Here is a 21,857-nt window from a genome sequence, read left to right as displayed (position 1 = left end):
TACGCCTACAGCGAGAACTACGTCCTGCCGATCTCCCACGACGAGGTGGTGCACGGCAAGGGCGCGCTGGTGTCGAAGATGCCCGGCGACTGGTGGCGGCAGCGGGCCGATCTGCGCGCCTATCTGGGCTTCATGTGGTCCCATCCGGGCAAGAAGCTCCTGTTCATGGGCCAGGAGTTCGCGCAGGGCTCCGAGTGGTCCGAGGTCCGCGGCCCCGACTGGTGGCTGCTCGACCCGGCGTACGGCGCCGAGGCCGACCACCGGGGCGTGCGGGACCTGGTCCGCGACCTCAACGCCGTCTACCGGGCCACCCCCGCCCTGTGGGCGCGGGACGTCCACCCCGACGGCTTCCAGTGGATCACCGCGGACGCGGCGGACGACAACGTCCTCGCCTTTCTGCGCCATGACGCCGACGGCACCCCGCTGCTCGTGGTGTCCCACTTCGCCCCGGTGGTCCGCTCCGACTACCGCATCGGCGTCCCCGGCGACGTGCCCGCCTGGCAGGAGGTGCTCAACACCGACGCGGCCCGCTACGGCGGCAGCGACGTCGTCCACCCGGACCCGGTCAAGCCGGAGCCGCAGGGGTGGCACGGCCGTCCGGCGAGCATCCGGCTGACGCTGCCGCCGCTGGCGACGGTGTGGCTGCGCCCGGCCTGACCCGGTCGGGCGCAGAGCCCGCTCAGGCCAGGGCGTCCGCCAGGGCCTTCGGCAGGGGCTCGGAGTGCACCACGCCGAGCCTCTGCGTGGCCCGGGTCAGGGCCACGTACAGGTCGCTCGTGCCGTACTGGCCCGGCTCGACCACCAGGACGGAGTCGAACTCCAGGCCCTTGGCCTGGCGCGGGTCGAGCAGGACGACCGTCCGGGTGAGGTCGGGCTCGGCGCCGGCCGTGACCCCGTCCAGCCGGGTGGCCAGAAAGCGGTGCAGGTCGCGCGGGGCGATCACCGCGAGCCGGCCCTCGGACGGGGTGAGGTCGGCGACGGCCTCCGCCACCGCGCCGGGCAGGTCGCCGGTGGCGCGGGCCCAGGGCCGTACGCCTGTGGAGCGGACCGAGCGGGGCGGCTCGAAGCCGGGGTGCTCGGCGCGGACCACGGCCGCCGCGACCTCCATGATCTCCGCGGGGGTGCGGTAGTTGACGCCGAGACGGGTGTGGGTCCAGCGGTCCCCGACGTACGGCCGGAGGATCTCCTCCCAGGAGCCGACCCCTCCCGCCTCCGACGTCTGCGCGGGGTCGCCGACCAGGGTCATGGAGCGGGTGGGGCAGCGCCGCATCAGCAGCCGCCACGCCATCGGCGACAGCTCCTGCGCCTCGTCGACGACGATGTGCCCGAACGTCCAGGTGCGGTCGGCCGCGGCCCGCTCGGCGGCGCTGCGGTGGTCCGCCTCCTCGTGCCGTTCGGCGAACCGTTCGGCGTCGATGATGTCGTGCGCGGACAGGACCTCGCCGGCGTCGGGATCGATCTCCTCCTTGTCCTCGAACTCGAAGGTCCGGGAGCCGTACGACACGTCCAGCACGCCCTGGGCGTAGGCGATCCGGGAGGCGCGTTCGCGGGCGGCGCGGGCGCGGGCCAGACGGTCGTCCTCGCCGAGCAGTTCGGCGGCCTCGTCGAGCAGGGGGATGTCCGCCGGGGTCCAGGCCCGGGTCACCGGGCGGCGGATCGCGTCCGCGTCCGCGTCACTGACGTATCCCTCCGGGGCGGCCAGGAAGTCCGCGACCAGCTGCTGGGGGGTCAGCCGCGGCCACAGCTGGTCGATGACCGACCAGACCTCGGGGTTCTCGGCGAGCTCGTCGCGGATCTGGGTGATGTCACTGGCGTCGAGGAGGCCGGCCCCGTCGTAGGGGTCGGTGCCGATGCGCTCGGCGTACAGGTCGGTGAGCGTGTTGAGGATGTGGCCCTCGAAGTACTCACGGGCCACGTTGTGCGGCAGCTTCGTGGCGCGGGCGCGCTCGCGGGCGACGCGCACCAGGTCGTCGTCGAGCATCAGGACCTCGCGGTCGTGCTCGACGGGGATCACCGGGTCGGGCAGCGTCTGCCGGTCGCGTACGACGGCGGCGAGCACGTCGGCCATCTCGGCGCGGCCCTTGACGGCGGCGGCCTCGGGGGTGTCGGTCGCGGTGGCCCTGACCCCGGGGAACAGCTCGCCGACGGTGGCCAGCAGCACGCCGGTCTCGCCGAGGGAGGGCAGCACCTCGCCGATGTAGCCGAGGAAGGCGGGGTTGGGGCCGACGATGAGGACGGCGCGCTTGGCGAGCAGTTCGCGGTGCTCGTAGAGCAGATACGCGGCCCGGTGCAGCGCCACCGCGGTCTTTCCGGTGCCGGGGCCGCCCTCCACCACCAGCACGCCGTGGTGCGGCGCCCGGATGATCCGGTCCTGGTCGGCCTGGATGGTCCGCACGATGTCGCTCATCCGGCCGGTGCGCGCGGAGTTGAGCGCGGCCAGCAGCACCGCGTCGCCGGTCGGGTCCTCGTGGCCGGTGCGGGTGGTGTCCTCGAGGTCGAGGATCTCGTCGTGCAGGGCGGTGACCCGGCGGCCCTCGGTGGAGATGTGCCGCCGCCGGCGCAGGCCCATCGGGGTGTGGCCGGTGGCCAGGTAGAACGGGCGGGCGACCTCGGCACGCCAGTCGATCAGGATCGGCGTGCGGTCGGCGTCGTCGGCGCGCAGGCCGATACGGCCGATGTGGTGGCTGTCGCCGTCGGCGAGGTCGATCCGTCCGAAGCAGAGCGAACCGTCCACGGCGTTCAGCGCGGCCAGCAGCCCCGACCGCTCGGCGACGGCGATGTCCCGTTCCAGCCTGGCCTGCATGGGCGTGTGGCCCTGGGCGAGCGCGTCCGCGACGGCGTCCTCGGCCTCGCCGCGCAGCACGTCCACCCGCGCGTACAGCCCGTCGATGAATTCCTGTTCCTGCCGCAATTCACCGTCGGGGAAATCGGTGTTTGACAATTCAGCTCCCGCCCGGATATACTTCTCTCAGTAGACTTCATCGCGACCCATTTCATTCATAAGTCGCGAATCACCGAATATACGCAAGGAAATCCCCCGGGCGCAATTTCCCGGGGGATTTCCTCGTCCATGGGGCGGCCGGCACGGGGCGGGCCGAGGTCAGGCCCCGGCGAGTTCCTTCTCGCCCCGGACGGGCTGCCCGGCCGGGGCCTCGGCGCCGTCGGACTCGTCCAGCAGGGTCCTCTCGTCGAAGGGCAGCTCGCCGGCGAGCACCCGCCGCACCCGCTCCTTGTCGACCTCTCCGGTCCAGGTGCCGATCAGCAGGGTGGCGACCGCGTTGCCCGCGAAGTTGGTCAGGGCGCGGGCCTCGCTCATGAAGCGGTCGATGCCGACGATCAGGCCGACGCCATCGACCAGGGCGGGCTTGTGGGACTGCAGGGCACCGGCGAGGGTGGCCAGACCGGCGCCGGTGACACCGGCCGCGCCCTTCGAGGCGATCATCATGAACAGCAGCAGGGTGACCTGCTGGCCGAGGGACAGCGGCCGGCCCATCGCCTCGGCGATGAACAGCGAGGCCATGGTCAGGTAGATCATCGTGCCGTCGAGGTTGAAGGAGTAGCCGGTCGGCACGGTGATGCCGACGACCGGACGGCTCACGCCCAGGTGCTCCATCTTGGCGATGAGCCGGGGCAGCGCGGACTCGGACGACGACGTGGACACGATCAGCAGGAACTCACGGCCCAGGTACATCAGCAGCCGGAAGATGCTGACGCCGGTCACGATCCGGGTCAGCGCGCCCAGCACCAGGAACACGAACAGCAGACAGGTGAGGTAGAAGCCGAACATGATCGTGGCGAGTGCCTTCAGGGCGTCGACGCCCGTCTCGCCGACGACGGCGGCGAGAGCGCCGAAGGCACCGACCGGGGCGGCCCACATGATCATGGCAAGGACGCGGAAGACCAGCCGCTGGATGTGCTCCACCCCGCGCAGGATCGGCTCGCCCCTGCGGCCCATGCCCTGCAGGGCGAACCCGACGAGCAGGGCGACCAGCAGGGTCTGCAGCACCTCCCCCTCGGTGAACGCCGACACGAGCGTGGTCGGGACGACACCGAGCACGAAGTCGACCGTGCTCTCGCCCCCGGCCTCGGCCTGCGCCTGGCCGACGCCCTTCACCTCCTCGGTCAGCTGCATGCCGCTGCCCGGGTGGATGATGTTGCCGACCACGAGTCCGATGGCCAGCGCGATGAACGACATCACGACGAAGTAGCCGAGCGCGAGCCCGCCGACCTTGCCGACCTTCGCCGCCTTCCGCACCGAACCGACCCCGAGCACGATCGTGCAGAAGATGATCGGCGAGATCATCATCTTGATCAGGCTCACAAAGCCGGTGCCGAGCGGTTTGAGCTCCTTGGCGAGATCCGGCGCGGCGAACCCGACGGCGATTCCCAGAATCGCCGCGGCGATCACGGCGATGTACAGATAGTGGGTGCGGTCGCGCTTGGCTGCGGGTGCGGCAGGTGCCGTATCGGCTGCGCTGCTCACGGCGGCCCTCCTCGATGACGACGTCGGCATCACCGGCGTGCGGCTCACGTCCGGGTTTTCGGGAATGCCGTGACTATCTCCCGCCGTGTGAGAGCGGTCACCCTTCCGTTCATTTAGTTCATGCCCGACAGTTCACCCCGGACAGTTCGTGCCGGAACAGAGAGGCAGACTTGCGGCATGCGCATACCCGCCCTTCCGAGACCTCGCAGCCTGGCGGGCCAGCTGTTCGCGATGCAGGCGGTGCTGCTCGCCCTCGTCGTGGCCGGATATGCGCTGTTCGCCTACATCAGCAACCAGGGCCAGGCCGAGGAGGCGGCCCGCCGTCAGGCCACCGCGGTGGCCCGCTCGGTCGCCGACGCACCGTCGGTCCGGGAGGCGATCCGCACCCCGGACCCCTCGGCGGAGCTCCAGCCGTACGCGCTGAGGGTGCAGAAGGACACCGGGGTCGACTTCGTCACGATCATGACTCCCGGGGGCATCCGCTGGACGCACCCGAACCCGCGCCAGATCGGCCGGCCCTTCCTCGGCAACATCGCCCGCGCCCAGCGCGGTGACACCTTCACCGAGACCTACACGGGCACCCTCGGGCCGTCCGTCCGCGCGGTCACGCCCATCGAGGAGGACGGGCGTGTGATCGGTCTGGTCAGCGCCGGCATCAAGGTGGAATCGATCAGCGAGCGGGTGCGGGAGCAGGTCGTCGCACTGTTCTCGGTCGCCGCCGGGGTGCTGGTGCTCGGCGCGGTCGGCACGTATGTGATCAATGCCAAGCTGCGCCGGCACACCCACGGCATGAACGCGACCGAGCTCAGCCGGATGCACGACTACCACCAGGCCGCCCTGCACGCGGTGCGGGAAGGGCTGCTGATGCTGGACGCACAGCGCCGGGTGGCGCTGATCAACGACGGGGGACGGGAGTTGCTGGGGCTGGGCGGCGAGGAGGACGTCGTGGGGCGGCCGGTGGCGGACCTGGGGCTGCCGGCTCCGCTGACGGGCGCGCTGCTGGCCTCCGAGCCGCGGGTGGACGAGGTGCATCTGACCGCGTCACGGGTGCTGATGGTCAACACCTCGCCCGTGTCGGGCGGGGAGCGCCGGGGCACCGTGGTGACCCTGCGGGACGTCACCGAGCTGCAGGCGCTGATGGGCGAACTGGACTTCGAGCGGGGGTTCACGCAGGCCCTGCGCGCCCAGGCGCACGAGGCCGCGAACCGTCTGCACACCGTGGTGTCGCTGATCGAGCTGGGGCGGTCGGAGGAGGCCGTGGAGTTCGCCACGGCGGAGCTGGAGCTGGCCCAGGCGCTGACCGACCAGGTGGTCTCGGCGGTGAGCGAGCCGGTGCTGGCCGCGCTGCTGCTCGGCAAGACCGCACAGGCCAACGAACGGGGTGTGGAGCTGGTGATGTCCGAGGACAGCGGCCTGGACGACGGGCTGCTCCCGCGGAACCTGCCGCCCCGGGACCTGGTGACGATCCTCGGCAACCTCGTCGACAACGCGGTGGACGCGGCGCGGGGCAGCCCGCGGGCGCGGGTGACGGTGACGGCCCGCACACAGGGCACGGAGCTGGTGCTGCGGGTCGCGGACACCGGGCCGGGGGTGGATCCGGCCCACGCCGACCTGGTGTTCCGGCACGGCTTCTCGACCAAGCCGGCCCCCTCCGGCGGACGCGGGCTGGGCCTGGCCCTCGTACGGCAGACGGTGCTGCGGCACGGGGGGACACTGACGGTGGCGCAGGGCGAGGAGGGCGGCGCGGTGTTCGAGGCACGGCTGCCGTTGGAGGACGACGGCGCGGGCCGCGGGTCCGGGAACTCCGGGAACTCCGGGAACTCCGGGGACAAGGCATGGCGGACGGCGGGGCAGAAGGCATGACGAGCGAGCAGCCCATTCGTGTCCTGGTGGTCGAGGACGACCCGGTCGCGGCGGACGCGCACCTGACGTACATCGGCCGGGTGCCGGGGTTCGTCGCGGTCGGCAAGGCGCACACGGGCGCGGAGGCCCGGCGGATGCTGGACCGGACCCCGGTGGACCTGCTCCTGCTCGACCTGCATCTGCCGGATGTGCACGGTCTGCGGCTGGCCCGTTCCCTGCGGGCCGCCGGCCATCACGCGGACGTGGTCGCGGTGACCTCGGCCCGGGACCTGGCGATGGTGCGCGAGGGGGTCTCGCTGGGGGTGGTCCAGTACGTGCTGAAACCGTTCACCTTCGCCACGCTCCGGGACCGGCTCGTGCGGTACGCCGAGTTCCGCGCCACGGCCGGGGAGGCCGGCGGGCAGGAGGAGGTGGACCGGGCCCTCGCGACGCTGCGCGTCCCGGCCCCGGCCGCCCTCCCCAAGGGACTGAGCGCGCCGACCCTGGAGCGGGTCACGGGCGCGTTGCGGAAGGCGGCGACGGGCCTGACGGCGGCCGGGGTCGCCGAGGCGGTCGGCATCTCCCGCATCACGGCCCGGCGCTACCTGGAGCACCTGGTCGACGCGGGCCGGGCCGACCGCAGCCCCCTGTACGGGCAGGTGGGCAGGCCGGAGCTGGTGTACCGCTGGATCCCGGATGCGGGAAGGGCACGGTAGAACTCCCCCGGAGAGCCCTGCCGACGGGTGAGCCCCGCCGGCAGGGTGCGGGTGTCCGCGGGAGACGGGCGGTCCGGGCGCCGGCCGGGAACCGACGGCCCGGCCTGCGGCTTTTCGGAGCGTTTTCAGGGCGTTTCGGGGCGGCCCGGACCTCCGGGTGACCGGACCTCCGGGCGAGGGGCCGCGGTCAGAAGACCGACTCGGCCTCGTCCATGCGGTCCTTCGGGACCCTCTTCAGCTCGGTCACCGCATCGGCGAGCGGCACCATCACGATGTCGGTGCCGCGCAGCGCCGTCATCCGGCCGAACTCGCCGCGGTGCGCGGCCTCCACCGCGTGCCAGCCGAACCGGGTGGCGAGGACGCGGTCGTACGCCGTCGGGGTGCCGCCGCGCTGGACGTGGCCGAGGATGACCGGCTTGGCCTCCTTGCCGAGCCGCCTCTCCAGCTCGTGCGCCAGTGCCGTGCCGATGCCCTGGAAGCGCTCGTGGCCGTACTTGTCGATCTTGCCCTTGCCGTAGTCCATGGTGCCCTCGACCGGGTGGGCGCCCTCGGCGACGCAGATCACGGCGAACTTTTTGCCGCGGGCGAAGCGTTCCTCGACCATCTTGACCAGGTCGGCCGGGTCGAAGGGACGCTCGGGCAGGCATATGGCGTGGGCGCCGGCCGCCATGCCGGACTCCAGGGCGATCCAGCCCGCGTGACGGCCCATGACCTCCACCACCATCACGCGCTGGTGGGACTCGGCGGTGGTCTTGAGGCGGTCCATCGCCTCGGTGGCGACGGTCACGGCCGTGTCGAAACCGAAGGTGCGGTCGGTGGAGGAGATGTCGTTGTCGATCGTCTTCGGCACGCCCACCACCGGCAGCCCGGCGTCCGACAGCATGCGCGCCGCCGTCAGCGTGCCCTCGCCGCCGATCGGGATGAGCGCGTCGATGCCGAACCGGTGGATCATGTCGGAGGCGTTCTCGCACGCCTCGCGGAGCCGGTCGCGCTCCAGCCGGGAGGAGCCGAGGATCGTGCCGCCGCGCGCCAGGATGCCGCTGACCGCGTTGAGGTCCAGATTCCGGTAGCGGCCGTCGAGCAGGCCGGCGTAGCCGTCCTCGAAGCCGATGACCTCGTCACCGTACGCCGTGACCGCTCGGTGCACGACCGATCGGATCACCGCGTTCAGCCCAGGACAGTCGCCGCCTGCCGTGAGAACTCCGATACGCATCGTGCTGTGGTCTCCTGCTCGCTGTTGACACGGGTGATCCCGCCCGATTGTTCCATGTCCGCCGGACTGCGTCGGCCCCGCGAACACCCTGGCCGACGACAGGACCCGATGGGCGCTTTAGCTGGCAACAGGGGTATTGTCAAGGGGGTTGCGATCACTCTTGTGAGTGTTTTTACAGGGCTTCACCCCTGCCTTTCTTAGGAAACCCTCCCAAAAGCCCCAGAAGACCCGAGGAACGGAGAGCGCGCGTGACCCGCAGCGTGTACGTGACCGGCATCGACCGCGGCGACGGCCGGCAGGTCGTCGAGCTGGGAGTCATGGAGCTGCTGACCCGGCAGGTCGACCGGGTGGGCGTCTTCCGTCCCCTGGTCCATGACGGTCCGGACCGCCTCTTCGAACTGCTGCGCGCCCGCTACCGGCTCTCCCAGGACCCGGCGACCGTCTACGGCATGAACCACCACGAGGCGAACACGCTCCAGGCCGAGCGGGGCAGGAGCGAGCTGGTCTCCGTCCTCGTCGACCGCTTCCACCGGGTCGCCCGGGACTACGACGTCGTCCTGGTGCTCGGCACCGACTTCGCCGAGACCCAGCTCCCCGACGAGCTGTCGCTCAACGCCCAGCTGGCGAACGAGTTCGGCGCCCCCGTGCTGCCGGTCGTGGGCGGCCGCAGGCAGAGCCTCGAGTCCGTGCTCGCCGAGACCCGCAACGCCTACCACGCCTACGACGGCCTGGGCTGCGACGTCCTCGCCATGGTCACCAACCGGGTGGCCCGCGAGGACCGGGACCTGATCGCCGAGCGGCTGGCCGGCCGGCTCCCGGTGCCGTGCTGGGTCATCCCCGACGAGCCCGCCCTGTCCGCGCCCACGGTCGCGCAGATCACCCAGGTCCTGGGCGGCAAGGTCCTGCTGGGCGACACCTCGGGCCTCGCCCGTGACGCCCGCGACTTCGTGTTCGGCGGCGCCACGCTGCCCAACCTGCTCAAGGCGCTGACCCCGGGCTGTCTGGTCGTCACCCCCGGCGACCGGGGCGACCTGGTGCTCGGCTCGCTCGCCGCGCACAGCGCCGGCACCCCGCCCATCGCCGGTGTGCTGCTCACCCTCGACGAGGTGCCGGGCGAGGAGGTCCTCGCCCTCGCCTCCCGGCTCGCCCCGGGCACCCCGGTCGTGTCGGTGGCCGGCAACAGCTTCCCCACGGCCGAGCGGCTCTTCTCCCTGGAGGGGAAGCTGCACGCGGCCACGCCGCGCAAGGCGGAGATCGCGCTCGGCCTGTTCGAGCGGTACGCCGACACCGCCGAGCTCAGCAAGCGGGTGTCCGCACCGAGCAGCGACCGGGTCACCCCGATGATGTTCGAGCGCAAGCTGCTCGAACAGGCCCGCTCCGACAAGCGCCGTGTGGTCCTGCCGGAAGGCACCGAGGAACGGGTGCTGCGCGCGGCGGAGGTGCTGCTGCGCCGGGGCGTGTGCGACCTGACCCTGCTCGGGCCGGTGGACACCGTCCGCAAGAAGGCCGCCGACCTCGGCATCGACCTCGGCGACTCGCAGCTGATCGACCCGGCCACCTCCGAGCTGCGGGAGTCCTTCGCCGCGGTGTACGCCCGGCTGCGCGCCCACAAGGGCGTCACGGCCGAGCTGGCGTACGACATCGTCTCGGACGTCAACTACTTCGGCACCCTCATGGTCCAGGAGGGGCTCGCCGACGGCATGGTGTCGGGTTCGGTGCACTCCACCGCCGCGACCATCCGGCCCGCCTTCGAGATCATCAAGACCAGGGAGGGCGCCTCGATCGTGTCCTCCGTGTTCTTCATGTGCCTGGCCGACCGGGTGCTCGTCTACGGCGACTGCGCGGTCAACCCCGATCCCGACGCCGAGCAGCTGGCCGACATCGCCATCCAGTCGGCGGCCACCGCCGCCCGGTTCGGCGTCGAGCCGCGGATCGCCATGCTGTCGTACTCCACCGGCACCTCCGGCTCGGGCGCCGGCGTGGACAAGGTGCGCGAGGCGACCGAACTGGTCCGCAAGCGCCGCCCGGATCTGCTGGTCGAGGGGCCGATCCAGTACGACGCGGCCGTGGAGCCGACGGTGGCCGCCACCAAGCTGCCGGGCTCGAAGGTCGCCGGGCAGGCCAGCGTGCTGATCTTCCCGGACCTGAACACCGGCAACAACACCTACAAGGCCGTGCAGCGCTCGGCCGGCGCCATCGCGGTCGGCCCGGTCCTGCAGGGTCTGCGCAAGCCGGTCAACGACCTCTCGCGCGGCGCCCTGGTGCAGGACATCGTCACCACCGTCGCCATCACCGCGATCCAGGCCCAGGGCCAGTCGCCCGCCCGCTGACGCACGAACGCCCCCTGAACAGAAAGCTCTCGACCGCCGTGCACGCGACCCGTGTCCTCGTCCTCAACTCCGGCTCCTCATCGGTGAAGTACCAGCTGATCGACATGCGCGACGCCAGCCGGCTCGCCGTCGGCCTGGTCGAGCGCATCGGTGAGCAGACCTCCCGCCTCCGGCACACCTGCCTCGCCACAAACTCCACCCGTGAGCGCCAGGGGCCGATCGCCGACCACGACACCGCTCTGAAGGCCGTCGCCGAGGAACTGGCCAGGGACGGCCTCGGGCTGGACTCCCCCGAACTGGCCGCGATCGGGCACCGGGTGGTGCACGGCGGCATGTTCTTCACCCAGCCCACCGTCATCGACGACGAGGTGCTCACCGAGATCGAGCGGCTGATCCCGGTGGCCCCGCTGCACAACCCGGCCAACCTCACCGGCATCCGCACGGCCATGGCGCTGCGCCCGGATCTGCCGCAGGTCGCCGTCTTCGACACGGCGTTCCACACGACCATGCCGGAGTACGCGGCCCGCTACGCGATCGACCCGGCGCTCGCGGACCGGTTCCGGGTGCGCCGCTACGGCTTCCACGGCACCTCGCACGCGTATGTCTCCCGCGCCACGGCCGCACTGCTGGGCAAGGCGCCGGAGGAGGTCAACGTGATCGTGCTGCACCTGGGCAACGGGGCCTCCGCCTCGGCGGTGCGCGGCGGACGGTGCGTGGACACCTCCATGGGGCTCACGCCGCTGGAGGGACTGGTGATGGGAACGCGTTCAGGTGATCTGGACCCGGCCGTCATCTTCCATTTGCAGCGCGTTGCCGGAATGTCCATGGACGAGATCGACACTCTTCTCAACAAGAGAAGCGGCCTGTTCGGTCTGTGCGGCGACAACGACATGCGGGAGATCCAGCGCCGGATGGACGAGGGCGACCAGCGGGCGCGGCTCGCGTTCGAGATCTACATCCACCGGCTGAAGAAGTACATCGGCGCCTATTACGCGGTACTCGGCACGGTGGACGCGGTCGCCTTCACCGCCGGGATCGGCGAGAATGCGGCCTTTGTACGTGAGGCCGCCATCGCGGGCCTGGAGGGACTGGGCCTGGAGGTGGACGGCGAGCGCAACGCCGTACGGGGCGGCGGGGCGCGGCTGATCTCGCCCGAGGGGGCGCGCGTGGCCGTGGCCGTGGTTCCGACGGACGAGGAATTGGAGATCGCGACCCGGACTTACGAACTGGTGGGAAACAGGACGGAAAACGGCTGACAGCGGCCCTTTTTCCCTGCGCGCCTGAGCGCGACTCCGCACATATGTGTCTTCCACCGGACGGAATATTCCGCAGCGAAACAAACCGTTAGGATCGCCTCATGCGCCGTTCGAAAATCGTCTGTACTCTCGGCCCCGCAGTCGACTCCCACGAGATGCTCGTCGCCCTGATCGAGGCGGGCATGGACGTGGCCCGGTTCAACTTCAGCCATGGCACGCACGCCGAGCACCAGGCGCGGTACGACCGCGTCCGCGCCGCTGCCAAGGAGACCGGCCGGGCCGTCGCGGTCCTCGTCGACCTCCAGGGCCCGAAGATCCGTCTGTCGACCTTCGCCGAGGGTCCGGTCGAGCTCGAGCGGGGCGACGAGTTCACGATCACCACCGAGGACGTCCCGGGCGACAAGCACATCTGCGGCACGACGTACAAGGGACTGCCCGGCGACGTCTCGCGCGGGGACCAGATCCTCATCAACGACGGCAACGTCGAGCTGAAGGTCCTGGACGTCGACGGTCCGCGGGTGAGGACGATCGTCATCGAGGGCGGCGTCATCTCCGACCACAAGGGCATCAACCTGCCCGGCGCTGCGGTGAACGTGCCCGCGCTGTCCGAGAAGGACGTCGAGGACCTGCGCTTCGCCCTGCGCATGGGCTGCGACCTGGTCGCCCTGTCCTTCGTCCGGGACTCCAAGGACATCGCCGACGTCCACCGGGTCATGGACGAGGAGGGCCGCCGCGTCCCCGTCATCGCCAAGGTGGAGAAGCCGCAGGCGGTGCAGAACATGGAGGACGTCGTCATGGCGTTCGACGGTGTGATGGTGGCCCGCGGCGACCTGGCCGTGGAGTACCCGCTCGAGAAGGTCCCCATGGTGCAGAAGCGCCTGATCGAGCTGTGCCGCCGCAACGCCAAGCCGGTGATCGTGGCGACCCAGATGATGGAGTCGATGATCACCAACTCCCGTCCGACCCGCGCCGAGGCCTCCGACGTGGCCAACGCGATCCTGGACGGCGCCGACGCGGTGATGCTCTCCGCCGAGTCCAGCGTGGGCGCGTATCCGATCGAGACCGTCAAGACGATGTCGAAGATCGTCCAGGCGGCCGAGGAGGAGCTGCTCTCCAAGGGCCTGCAGCCGCTGGTGCCGGGCAAGAAGCCGCGTACGCAGGGCGGTTCGGTGGCCCGCGCCGCCTGCGAGATCGCCGACTTCCTGAACGGCAAGTGCCTGGTGGCCTTCACCCAGTCCGGCGACACGGCCCGCCGGCTGTCCCGCTACCGCGCGGCCCAGCCGATCCTGGCGTTCACCACCGACGAGTCCACCCGCAACCAGCTGGCGCTCAGCTGGGGCGTGGAGCCGCATGTGGTGCCGTTCGTCAACAGCACCGACGCCATGGTCGAGTTGGTCGACCAGGAGATGATCAGGCTCAAGCGCTTCTCCCCCGGTGACACGGTCATCATCACCGCCGGCTCGCCCCCCGGCGTCCCCGGCACCACCAACATGGTCCGCGTCCACCACCTGGGCGGCGGCGACCGCGACTGACCGAGCGGGGCCGTGTGCCGCGCTGTCCGCCACGACGCCCGGGGGTTCTCTCTGCCGCAGAGGGAACCCCCGGGCGTCCTGTTGCTCCCGGACGGTGCCGGGCGGGCTCAGCCGGTGGTGTAGACGTGCATGCCGGGTACGTGCAGATTGCCGCCGAACTGGGCTGCCTGGACCACGTGGACGTCGGTGAAGTAGATCAGGGGGAGGTTCAGGGGAGGCGGGTTGTCCGGGCTGAACTCGGCGGGAAGCAGCCCGAACAGCTTGCCGGAGATCTTCTCGGTGTACATCACTGTCTTACCACCGCGGATCCTGGACATCGAGCCCTTGGCCGCCTGCACGTGGTAGGTCTTGCCGGCCCGCTCGTCCCTCACCGTCTGGTGCAGGTCGCCGATGTCGGTGCCCTGCGAGACGACGTACTTCAGCACTCTTTTGACGGTGCCGTTGGCCGTGCGCACCTTCACGATGCCCTGGTAGTCGGCCCCCATCAGCAGCAGCGAACTGGCATCCAGGTACCAGGGGTCGTCGGCCAGGGGCACCGTGTTGTCCACGCCGCCCTCGGCGTCGGTGGCGACCGGGCAGTTCTCCGGGTCCGTCGTGGGGCTCGCGGACGGACTCGGCAAGGCGGTGGCCTCACCGGCCGCGCCGTCCGCTCCGTCCTCGGTCTTTCCGGTGTCTTCGGCACCTTCGGCGCCCCCGGCCGTGCCGGTGGTCTTCTCGCCGGTGTCCCGGGCGGTGGTGTTCCCTGCGGTGGTGTTCCCGGCGCCGCCGGGCTTGTTCCCGCCCGCGGAGGCCGCGGCCCGCTTCGTCTCGTCCGCCGAGGGCGTGGCGGAGGGGGACGGCGTCGCCCCGGGGGCCGGGGACTCCTCGGCCGTGGAGGCCGGCTTGCCGCCGGTGAGGACGTTCTCGAGCGTGTCGCCGATGGCCCCCAGCAGACCGCCGCTCCTGCCCGCGGACTCCGACGGGGCCGGTGCGGCGGTGCCCCCGGCGTCCCGGCCGCCCGGTTCGCTCTCCGGGGCGGTGGCGGAGGGCTGGGGCGCGGCCCTGCCGCCGGACCCCGCGTCCGCCGAGGAGGACGGGTCCGAAGGGCTCCTGCCCGTCTTCTCCGCCCCGTCGGCCCTGCCCGCCCCGTTCGCCTGGTTCGCGGAACCCGCGGAGGGCGCCGGCTCCGCACCGCCGTCCCGGCCGTCCCCGGTGGAGTCACCGGCGCTCGCGGAGGCGGACGGCGTCGGCGCGGCCGAGGCCTCGTCCTTGTTCCTGTCGTCGTTCCTGTCGTCCTTGTCGTTCGTGTCCTTGCCCTGGTCCTCGGAGTCCTCGAGCGCCGCGATACAGTCCTTGTACTCGTCGATCGTCAGATTCTTGGCGGACGGTGCCGACGGATTGTTGTCGGCGACGGCGAACGTCGACGTGACTCCCATTCCCATGAGGACCGCCGTCGGCATGGCCGCCATGACCATGGCCTTGCCGGCCGGCAGGTGAAACCTGTTGAACAGCGGCTTTCTGGGTGCCGCGTGGCGGTGCCCGGATCTCGCACGGGACTCGTCCGCCTCAGCCCCGTGGGCCACCTCGTCAGTCGGCACTGCGCCTCCCGTTCGCCCCGTTGGCCGGGCTCGTTCCTGACAGGTCGTTCGGCTTGTTCGACTCGCTCGCCTCGTCCACCGCCGTCCCGTCCGCCGCTGTCCCGGCTGCGGCCTCGGGGACGGTCCCGGGTGCGGCGTCCCGTCCCGGACCGGTCCCCGTGGTGCTCTCCGGCGCGGGCGGCACGCCCTCCGCCCACGACACGGCCATCGCGCCGCCGACGAGCGCGAGCAGGAAGCCGAGGAGGAAGCCGCCGAAGTTGGACACGGGGAGGGACACCAGCGCCAGCAGGATCGCCGCGACACCCGCGAAGACCCGGATGTGCTTCTGGAACCACAGGCTGATGCCCAGGACGACGAGCAGTACGCCGATGATCAGGGATCCGGCTCCCGCGGTGGTCGCCATCGCCAGGGTCAGATGACCGAGCTTGAGCTGGGCGTACGGGAAGTACATGATCGGGACACCGCCGAGCATGACGTACAGCCCGGCCCAGAACGGACGTGTGCCCCGCCAGGCGCGGAACTGCTGCCTCCGGCGGGTGAACTGGCCGGGTGCGGCAGGGGTCTCGGCGCTCATGGAAAACAGCTCCCTGGTGCGGCGTTGCTGTGAAGAGGGTGGTGCTTCGTCGGTGGGGGGTGGGATGCGTGAAGGTGGGGGGTGAGGGCGTGCGGCAGTGGGCGAAGGGTGGACGGGCGGGGGCGCCACCGGCTCCCCCGCCCGTCACCGAGTGCCTAGTAGCACTCCTTGGTGCCCACGGCCAGCGACATCTTCAGGCCGCTGAGCTTGAAGGTCCCGGCGGTGGTCGCCCACGCCGTCTGCTTCACGTCGGTCAGCGTGGCCGAGTCGGCCTGCTGGGCGAAACCGAAGGGGTTGGCCTGCTCGCCGCCGCCCTTCATGCCCGGACCCTTGGTGGCGTCCTTGGCCGCAACGCCGATGTCGATGTTGTTGAAGGTCGCGTCGGCGCTGAGGTCCGCGACGTCGATGTAGAGGTTGCTGGCCTCGACCGGCGTGGAACCGCCGCCCGCCCTCAGAAGCAGGCTCACATTGCCGAAGGGCGTGGGCGTGACGACCGACTGGCACAGGTTGTTGATCGTGGCCTTCTTGAAGGCCGAGACCGCGACCGGGTGGTGCTCGTCCTTGCTGCCGTCCAGGCTCTTGCCCGAGTCGATCGCGCCGTACTGGGAGAACCCGGTACCGACGAGCTTTCCGGCCGTCACCTTGAACGACTGGCCCGACACACTGAACGACGCGGCGAGAGCGCCCTGCGCCAGGGCCACGCCTATCGCCGCCGTCGCGGCGACGCTGGGCACCATGACCACAGCGAACCGCTTCCATCTGGTCCCGCCACGCACTTGGGACTCCATCATTCCTCCTTCTCGGACGTACATCTCCTGCCGACGGCTCACCGCCGGTCGGCGGCCCGGCCGGGCAGGGATGGGAGAAGTGCTACGTCCTCGGGAAGGAGAGCGCCCGCGCTCGGTGGCGCGCATCGCGCCCGAATCACCGGCGTTCACCCCCGAGCGACAACCACTGGTCGCGCCTGACACGCATCACGCACAACCTTGCGGACAGGCTTCGCCGTTGGGCGAAGACCCCCCTGTCCAAGGGCCGGCACCACTGCAGCCGGCCCTGCTCGGTGGGGACCCAGACACCCCGCGCCCCGACCGGCTGCCGGGGTACGGGAATGGACCGAGCGTCGCCGATCGTGGTGCATTCTCGCCGCCCGCACAAGGGGGTTCGTTACTCGCTAGTAACGGTCGGATTACCGGGACCCGGCCCATCGGTCCCGTTCGGCGACGCTCGGTTGCCGTCCAAGGCGGAACAAAACCATTGATGCCCGGACAGATGCGAGCGGAACAATGCCTCCGATTTACTCCCAGTAACAGCGGCCGCGATTACCAAGTTTTGGTAAAGCGCGGCCGCGTGGAAGCATCCTCGGCCACTTTGATCACCGGAGCACCGCGTGCCCCGGCGTGTGCCGGCCGGCCGGCACACGGGAGCCGGTCCGGACCGGCTCCCGGCCCAGAACTCAGAACAGCGCGCGCGCCAGCGCCCGGCGCGCCGCCGTCACCCTCGGGTCCTCGGCCCCGACGACCTCGAAGAGCTCCAGCAGCCTCAGCCGCACCGTGTCCCGGTCCTCACCGGTGGTGCGCCGCACGGTCTCGACGAGCCGTCCGAACGCGTCCTCGACGTGCCCGCCCGCCAGATCCAGGTCGGCGGCGGCGATCTGCGCCTGTACGTCGGCCGGCTTCTCGGCCGCCTCCTTCCGCACCTTCTGCGGGTCCATGCTCCGCACCCGCTGGAGCAGCTCCGCCCGGGCGAGGCCTCGCTTGGCCTCGGGGTGGGCCGGGTCGTCGGCCAGTACGTTCTTGTACGCCTGGATGGCGCCGCCCAGGTCCCCGGACTCCAGGGCCTGCACGGCCGCGGTCAGCAGCGAGGCGTACGGACCGGTCGGGGCCTTCGAGGCCGCCTGGCCGCCCGGCTCGGCGTCCGGGTCGACGGTCAGGCCGGTCAGTCCGAAGCGCTGCTCGGCGACCTGGACCAGCTGGTCCAGCGTCCGCCGGATCTGCGCCTCGCTCGCGGCCCCCTGGAACAGGGGCAGGACCTGGCCCGCGACCACCGCGAAGACCGCGGGGATCCCCTGGACCCCGAACTGCTGCATCAGCAGCTGGTTGGCGTCGACGTCGATCTTGGCGAGCAGGAAGCGCCCGTTGTACTCGGTCGCCAGCCGCTCCAGGACCGGACTCAGCTGCTTGCAGGGCTGGCACCACTCGGCCCAGAAATCGATGACGACGGGCACCTGGGCGGAGCGCTGCAGAACGTCGCGCTCGAACGTGGCCTCGCTGACGTCGACGACGAGATCGGCCGGGGAGACCGCCCCCGCGCCGCCCTCCCTGGCTGCCTGTGCGCGCGCCTGCTCCGCCTTCGCCTTCGCCTCCTGGGCCGCCTTCACCGCGGCGAGGTCGACGACTCCGCTCATGGACATGTTCCGTGGCTGCATGCGTCTATCCTCCCCCGTTCGGCGCGCGCATGTGAAAACAGTGACGTGCGGCCAGGCGCCGGTCCCCACCTGACGCCTGGCTGCCGCCACGCGGGGTCGTTCACGCGTGCGGTGTGCGTGCAGTCGTGCGTGTGGTTGTGCGTGTGCTGTGTGTGGTCGTCGCTCGAGCGCGGGCTTGTGTCCACGCTTTCGCTACGACCCGTAGCGTAATGCCATCGGGCGGCTCCGGGGAACCGTGCCCCGGTGATCTGTCTCACGACCGCACAGGATCAGCCAGTCGCGGTCCGGTTAGGGTCATGACATGCAGAGCCGCACCCGGTCCCCCCGCGCCGGCCGCCCGCGCAGCGCCGCCGCGGACGCAGCGATCCTGGCCGCCACCCGGGCGGCCCTGGTCGAGCTGGGCTGGTCCAAGCTCACCCTGGGGGACGTGGCCACCCGGGCGGGGGTCGCCAAGACGACGCTGTACCGCCGCTGGGCCGGCAAGAACGAACTCGTGGTCGACGCCGTCGCCGGGCTCTTCGACGAACTCCGCCTCCCCGACCGCGGCAGCCTCGCCGCCGACCTCGAAGGCGTGGTGCTGCGGTTCGCGGAGATCCTGGCCCGGCCGGAGGCCCAGAGCGGGCTGATGGCGGTGACAGCCGAGGCCACCCGCGACAGGGCCCTGCGGGACCGTATCCGCACCTCCATCGTGGACCGGCAGAAACGACTGGTCCTGGAGGGCCGCGCCCGCGCCCAGTCCCGCGGTGAACTCCCCCTGGAGCCGGACCCGGAGGAAGCCGCCCGCACAGCCGACCTGATCTTCGACATGGTGGCGGGCACGGTGGTCCACCGCACCCTCGTGAGCGGGGAACCGGCGGACGAGGAGTGGGTGCGGCGCTTCACCCGCGTTCTTCTGACGGGGCTGACGGCCGGCAGTCCGTCAGGGGCTTCTCCCCGCCGGGAGAACTCGGGGGAGCGTGAGGGCGAGGGCATCCGGGCCGAGGGGGATGCGGGGACTGAGCCCTCCGGCGGGGCCGCGGGAGCGGAGCCCTGCGGCCCCGGGTGACGGAAGCGCAGTCGTGCACTGCGCCGCGGCGGGGCGAAGCCCCAAAGATGTGGAAAGGGCCGGGGCGGCGGGGCGGGAAACCCGGGCCGTCCCGCCCCGGTTCCGGCGTCTCAGAACCCCGCGGGTTCCGTGTACACCCCCCACTCGTCGCGCAGCGCGCCGCAGATCTCCCCCAGCGTCGCCTCGACGCGCACCGCCTCGAGGATCGGCTCGATCATGTTCTCCCCGGAGCGCGCGGCCGCCAGCATGCCGTCCAGCGCCGAGCGCACCGCCGCGTCGTCGCGCTTGCGCCTGCGCTCGCCCAGCAGCCGGACCTGCTCCCGCTCCACCTCGTGGCTCACCCGCAGGATCTCCAGGTCCCCGGTCACCGACCCCGTGTGGACGTTCACGCCGACGACCTTCTTGTCGCCCTTCTCCAGCGCCTGCTGGTACCGGAACGCCGACTCCGCGATCTCCCCGGTGAACCACCCGTCCTCGATCCCCCGCAGGATCCCGGACGTCATCGGTCCGATCGGGTGCTGTCCGTCGGGGTGCGCCCGCAGTCCCCGCTCCTTGATCTGCTCGAAGATCTTCTCCGCGTCCGCCTCGATCCGGTCCGTCAGCTGCTCGACGTACCACGAACCGCCCAGCGGATCGGCGACATTGGCGACGCCCGTCTCCTCCATCAGCACCTGCTGCGTGCGCAGCGCGATCTCCGCGGCCTGCTCACTGGGCAGTGCGAGGGTCTCGTCGAGGGCGTTGGTGTGCAGCGAGTTGGTGCCGCCGAGCACCGCCGCGAGCGCCTCCACGGCCGTGCGCACGACGTTGTTGTACGGCTGCTGGGCGGTCAGCGAGACACCCGCGGTCTGCGTGTGGAAGCGCAGCCACTGCGCCTTCTCGGTCTTCGCGCCGTACACGTCGCGCATCCACCGCGCCCAGATCCGGCGCGCCGCACGGAACTTGGCGATCTCCTCGAAGAAGTCGATGTGCGCGTCGAAGAAGAAGGACAGACCGGGCGCGAAGACGTCGATGTCCAGGCCCCGGCTCAGCCCCAGTTCGACGTACCCGAAGCCGTCCGCCAGCGTGTACGCCAGCTCCTGCGCGGCCGTCGCCCCCGCCTCGCGGATGTGGTAGCCGGAGACCGACAGCGGCTTGTAGGCCGGGATGTTGGCGGCGCAGTACTCCATCAGGTCGCCGATGAGGCGCAGATGCGGCTCGGGCTGGAAGAGCCACTCCTTCTGCGCGATGTACTCCTTGAAGATGTCCGTCTGGAGCGTGCCGTTGAGGACGGACGTGTCCACGCCCTGACGCTCGGCGGCGACCAGGTACATGCAGAAGACGGGGATGGCCGGCCCGCTGATCGTCATGGAGGTGGTGACTTCGTCGAGCGGGATGTCCCGGAACAGCACGTCCATGTCGGCCGCCGAGTCGATCGCCACCCCGCAGTGGCCGACCTCGCCCAGCGAGCGCGGATCGTCGGAGTCGCGCCCCATGAGCGTCGGCATGTCGAAGGCGACCGAGAGACCGCCTCCGCCCTTGCCGAGGATCATCTTGTAGCGCTCGTTGGTCTGCTCGGCGTTGCCGAACCCGGCGAACTGCCGGATCGTCCAGGTGCGCCCTCGGTAGCCGGTCGGGTACAGCCCGCGGGTGAAGGGGTACTCCCCGGGCCAGCCGATCCGCTCGAAGCCCTCGTATGTGTCCCCGGGCCGGGGTCCGTACACCGGCTCCACGGGGTCACCGGAGAGCGTGGTGAAGTCCGCCTCGCGTTTGCGCGCGGCGTCGTACCGGGCCTGCCAGCGGCGGCGGCCCTCCTCTATGGCGTCAGCGTCCATGCTTCGAATTTACTAGGACGTCCTAGTAAATGTCGATGGCAGACCGCCGTACGGACGTTCGTACGGCGGTGCGGTTACGCGGTCGCGGGGGCCTCGTCCTGCGCGAGCTTGGTCTCGAGCTCGCGCGTGATCCTGCGCTCGACGAAGAAGGCGGCCGTGGGGACGGTGCCCGCCAGCAGCACCCACAGCTGCTTGCCGACCGGCCACTTCGCCTTGGAGCCCAGGTCGAAGGCGAAGATGAGGTAGAGGACGTACAGCCAGCCGTGCGCGATGCCCACCATGCGCGTGAAGTCCGCCGCGCCGTCGAGGTGAAGCGCATACTTGGCGATCATGCCGAGGGTCAGCAGGACCAGCAGCACGCCGGTGACATAGGCCAGGACGCGGTAGCGGGTCAGCACGCTTCGTTTCATGGGTACGAGCGTAGCCGCCCGGAAACTCCCCGCTCCGGCGGGGCGCGGCCACCGGCGGGCACGGCCCCGGCCGGGGTCTCCTCAGCACCCCCGCTTCGGCGGGCGCAGCGCGCCGACCTGCGAAAATCCCTACTCGTCCTTGAAATCCCCCGCGGCGATGCGCAGCGGGCGCAGCATCGCGAAGATCTCCCCGCACTCCTCGGCGTCGTAGACCCCGAGCCCGAAGTCCATCGCCATCAGGTCGCGGGTGGCCGCCTCGACCACCTCACGGCCCTTGTCGGTGATGACGGCGAGCGTGCCGCGCCCGTCGTTGGGGTTGGGGCGCTTGGCCACCAGACCGGACCTGACCAGACGGTCCACGGTGTTCGTCACGGACGTGGGGTGCACCATGAGCCGCTCGCCGATCTTGGACATCGGCAGCTCGCCGGCCTTGGAGAAGGTGAGCAGGACCAAGGCCTCGTACCGCGCGAACGTCAGTCCGTACGGCTTGACCACCGCGTCGACCTCGGCCAGCAGAATCTGGTGGGCCCGCATGATCGAGGTGATCGCGGCCATGGAGGGCACGTTTCCCCAGCGCTGCTTCCAGAGCTCGTCGGCACGGGCGATGGGGTCGAAGGGAAGACTGAGGGGCTTCGGCACGTCA

At 71.0% G+C, this 21,857-nt stretch carries 17 protein-coding genes; 7 read left to right on the top strand and 10 right to left on the bottom strand.

The genetic code is table 11. The features are described from left to right. On the top strand, positions 1-657 hold a 657-nt coding region (locus tag ABD224_RS14825), incomplete at its 5' end, for an alpha amylase C-terminal domain-containing protein (protein WP_344050014.1). Between the two features lie 22 nt (positions 658-679). Here the strand turns inward: ABD224_RS14825 and ABD224_RS14820 are convergent. Further along, complete coding sequence (locus tag ABD224_RS14820; protein ID WP_344050020.1) at positions 680-2,911, bottom strand: HelD family protein; 2,232 nt, start codon at positions 2,909-2,911, stop codon at positions 680-682. A gap of 189 nt (positions 2,912-3,100) precedes the next feature. Continuing rightward, entirely contained in the window at positions 3,101-4,513 is a 1,413-nt protein-coding gene (locus tag ABD224_RS14815) for a cation:dicarboxylate symporter family transporter (RefSeq protein WP_425580979.1), read from the bottom strand. A 147-nt stretch (positions 4,514-4,660) separates the two neighbouring features. On the opposite strand from ABD224_RS14815, the gene ABD224_RS14810 reads away from it, so the two are divergent. After that, on the top strand, positions 4,661-6,346 hold the full coding sequence (locus tag ABD224_RS14810; RefSeq protein WP_344050012.1) for a sensor histidine kinase: 1,686 nt from the start codon (positions 4,661-4,663) through the stop codon (positions 6,344-6,346). Next, positions 6,343-7,041, top strand: a complete 699-nt coding sequence (locus ABD224_RS14805) for a response regulator (protein ID WP_344050011.1) — start codon at positions 6,343-6,345, stop codon at positions 7,039-7,041. Before ABD224_RS14810 ends, ABD224_RS14805 begins: the two co-directional genes overlap by 4 nt. 187 nt (positions 7,042-7,228) lie before the next feature. Here the strand turns inward: ABD224_RS14805 and ABD224_RS14800 are convergent, their stop codons facing one another. Further along, positions 7,229-8,254, bottom strand: a complete 1,026-nt coding sequence (locus ABD224_RS14800; protein WP_344050010.1) for an ATP-dependent 6-phosphofructokinase — start codon at positions 8,252-8,254, stop codon at positions 7,229-7,231. Between the two features lie 248 nt (positions 8,255-8,502). Between ABD224_RS14800 and pta the strand changes: the two genes are divergently transcribed. The 3 genes from pta to pyk all read left to right on the top strand — a co-directional run bounded on the left by pta (position 8,503) and on the right by pyk (position 13,372). Further along, positions 8,503-10,584, top strand: coding sequence for a phosphate acetyltransferase (gene pta / locus ABD224_RS14795; RefSeq protein WP_344050009.1), 2,082 nt, complete (start codon positions 8,503-8,505; stop codon positions 10,582-10,584). Between the two features lie 38 nt (positions 10,585-10,622). After that, the gene (locus tag ABD224_RS14790; RefSeq protein ID WP_344050008.1) at positions 10,623-11,840 is read left to right on the top strand and encodes an acetate kinase; all 1,218 of its coding nucleotides are present in this window, start codon (positions 10,623-10,625) and stop codon (positions 11,838-11,840) included. 101 nt (positions 11,841-11,941) lie between these two features. Further along, a complete protein-coding gene (gene pyk / locus ABD224_RS14785) occupies positions 11,942-13,372 on the top strand; it encodes a pyruvate kinase (protein WP_344050007.1) in 1,431 nt (476 codons plus the stop codon). Between the two features lie 107 nt (positions 13,373-13,479). Here pyk and ABD224_RS14780 read toward each other — a convergent pair whose 3' ends face one another. The 4 genes from ABD224_RS14780 to ABD224_RS14765 form a co-directional block, all read right to left on the bottom strand. Continuing rightward, positions 13,480-14,949 (bottom strand): hypothetical protein, encoded by a 1,470-nt coding sequence (locus tag ABD224_RS14780; protein WP_344050006.1) that lies wholly within the window; start codon positions 14,947-14,949, stop codon positions 13,480-13,482. After that, positions 14,939-15,523, bottom strand: coding sequence for a DUF6114 domain-containing protein (locus ABD224_RS14775; RefSeq protein ID WP_344050005.1), 585 nt, complete (start codon positions 15,521-15,523; stop codon positions 14,939-14,941). Before ABD224_RS14775 ends, ABD224_RS14780 begins: the two co-directional genes overlap by 11 nt. Before the next feature lie 155 nt (positions 15,524-15,678). Continuing rightward, a complete protein-coding gene (locus ABD224_RS14770) occupies positions 15,679-16,311 on the bottom strand; it encodes a DUF6230 family protein (RefSeq protein WP_344050004.1) in 633 nt (210 codons plus the stop codon). Between the two features lie 665 nt (positions 16,312-16,976). After that, positions 16,977-17,948, bottom strand: a complete 972-nt coding sequence (locus ABD224_RS14765) for a tetratricopeptide repeat protein (RefSeq protein WP_344050003.1) — start codon at positions 17,946-17,948, stop codon at positions 16,977-16,979. Positions 17,949-18,249: 301 nt separating this feature from the next. Between ABD224_RS14765 and ABD224_RS14760 the strand changes: the two genes are divergently transcribed. After that, positions 18,250-18,993 carry a TetR/AcrR family transcriptional regulator gene (locus tag ABD224_RS14760; RefSeq protein ID WP_344050002.1) on the top strand — a complete coding sequence of 248 codons (744 nt, stop codon included), beginning with the start codon at positions 18,250-18,252 and terminating at the stop codon, positions 18,991-18,993. Between the two features lie 110 nt (positions 18,994-19,103). On the opposite strand, the gene icmA is transcribed toward ABD224_RS14760, so the two are convergent. The 3 genes from icmA to ABD224_RS14745 form a co-directional block, all read right to left on the bottom strand. After that, positions 19,104-20,804 (bottom strand): coenzyme B12-dependent isobutyryl-CoA mutase large subunit, encoded by a 1,701-nt coding sequence (gene icmA / locus ABD224_RS14755; protein WP_344050001.1) that lies wholly within the window; start codon positions 20,802-20,804, stop codon positions 19,104-19,106. Positions 20,805-20,878: 74 nt separating this feature from the next. Further along, complete coding sequence (locus ABD224_RS14750) at positions 20,879-21,214, bottom strand: DUF3817 domain-containing protein (protein ID WP_344050000.1); 336 nt, start codon at positions 21,212-21,214, stop codon at positions 20,879-20,881. Between the two features lie 129 nt (positions 21,215-21,343). Beyond that, positions 21,344-21,853, bottom strand: coding sequence for a MarR family winged helix-turn-helix transcriptional regulator (locus ABD224_RS14745; protein ID WP_344049999.1), 510 nt, complete (start codon positions 21,851-21,853; stop codon positions 21,344-21,346). Positions 21,854-21,857 lie beyond the last annotated feature (4 nt).

Source organism: Streptomyces thermoalcalitolerans (assembly GCF_039525155.1).
Classification (GTDB): Bacteria; Actinomycetota; Actinomycetes; order Streptomycetales; family Streptomycetaceae; genus Streptomyces; species Streptomyces thermovulgaris.
This window is presented reverse-complemented; position numbering and strand designations above follow the sequence as displayed.

Excerpts from the sequence above, each read along its gene's own strand:
- ABD224_RS14775 (WP_344050005.1), bottom strand. The coding sequence starts at position 15,523 with ATGAGCGCCGAGACCCCTGCCGCACCCGGCCAGTTCACCCGCCGGAGG.
- ABD224_RS14760 (WP_344050002.1), top strand. The coding sequence starts at position 18,250 with ATGCAGAGCCGCACCCGGTCCCCCCGCGCCGGCCGCCCGCGCAGCGCC.
- ABD224_RS14765 (WP_344050003.1), bottom strand. The coding sequence starts at position 17,948 with ATGCAGCCACGGAACATGTCCATGAGCGGAGTCGTCGACCTCGCCGCG.
- ABD224_RS14770 (WP_344050004.1), bottom strand. The coding sequence starts at position 16,311 with ATGGAGTCCCAAGTGCGTGGCGGGACCAGATGGAAGCGGTTCGCTGTG.
- ABD224_RS14800 (WP_344050010.1), bottom strand. The coding sequence starts at position 8,254 with ATGCGTATCGGAGTTCTCACGGCAGGCGGCGACTGTCCTGGGCTGAAC.
- icmA (WP_344050001.1), bottom strand. The coding sequence starts at position 20,804 with ATGGACGCTGACGCCATAGAGGAGGGCCGCCGCCGCTGGCAGGCCCGG.
- ABD224_RS14750 (WP_344050000.1), bottom strand. The coding sequence starts at position 21,214 with ATGAAACGAAGCGTGCTGACCCGCTACCGCGTCCTGGCCTATGTCACC.
- ABD224_RS14810 (WP_344050012.1), top strand. The coding sequence starts at position 4,661 with ATGCGCATACCCGCCCTTCCGAGACCTCGCAGCCTGGCGGGCCAGCTG.
- ABD224_RS14815 (WP_425580979.1), bottom strand. The coding sequence starts at position 4,513 with ATGCCGACGTCGTCATCGAGGAGGGCCGCCGTGAGCAGCGCAGCCGAT.
- ABD224_RS14805 (WP_344050011.1), top strand. The coding sequence starts at position 6,343 with ATGACGAGCGAGCAGCCCATTCGTGTCCTGGTGGTCGAGGACGACCCG.
- pyk (WP_344050007.1), top strand. The coding sequence starts at position 11,942 with ATGCGCCGTTCGAAAATCGTCTGTACTCTCGGCCCCGCAGTCGACTCC.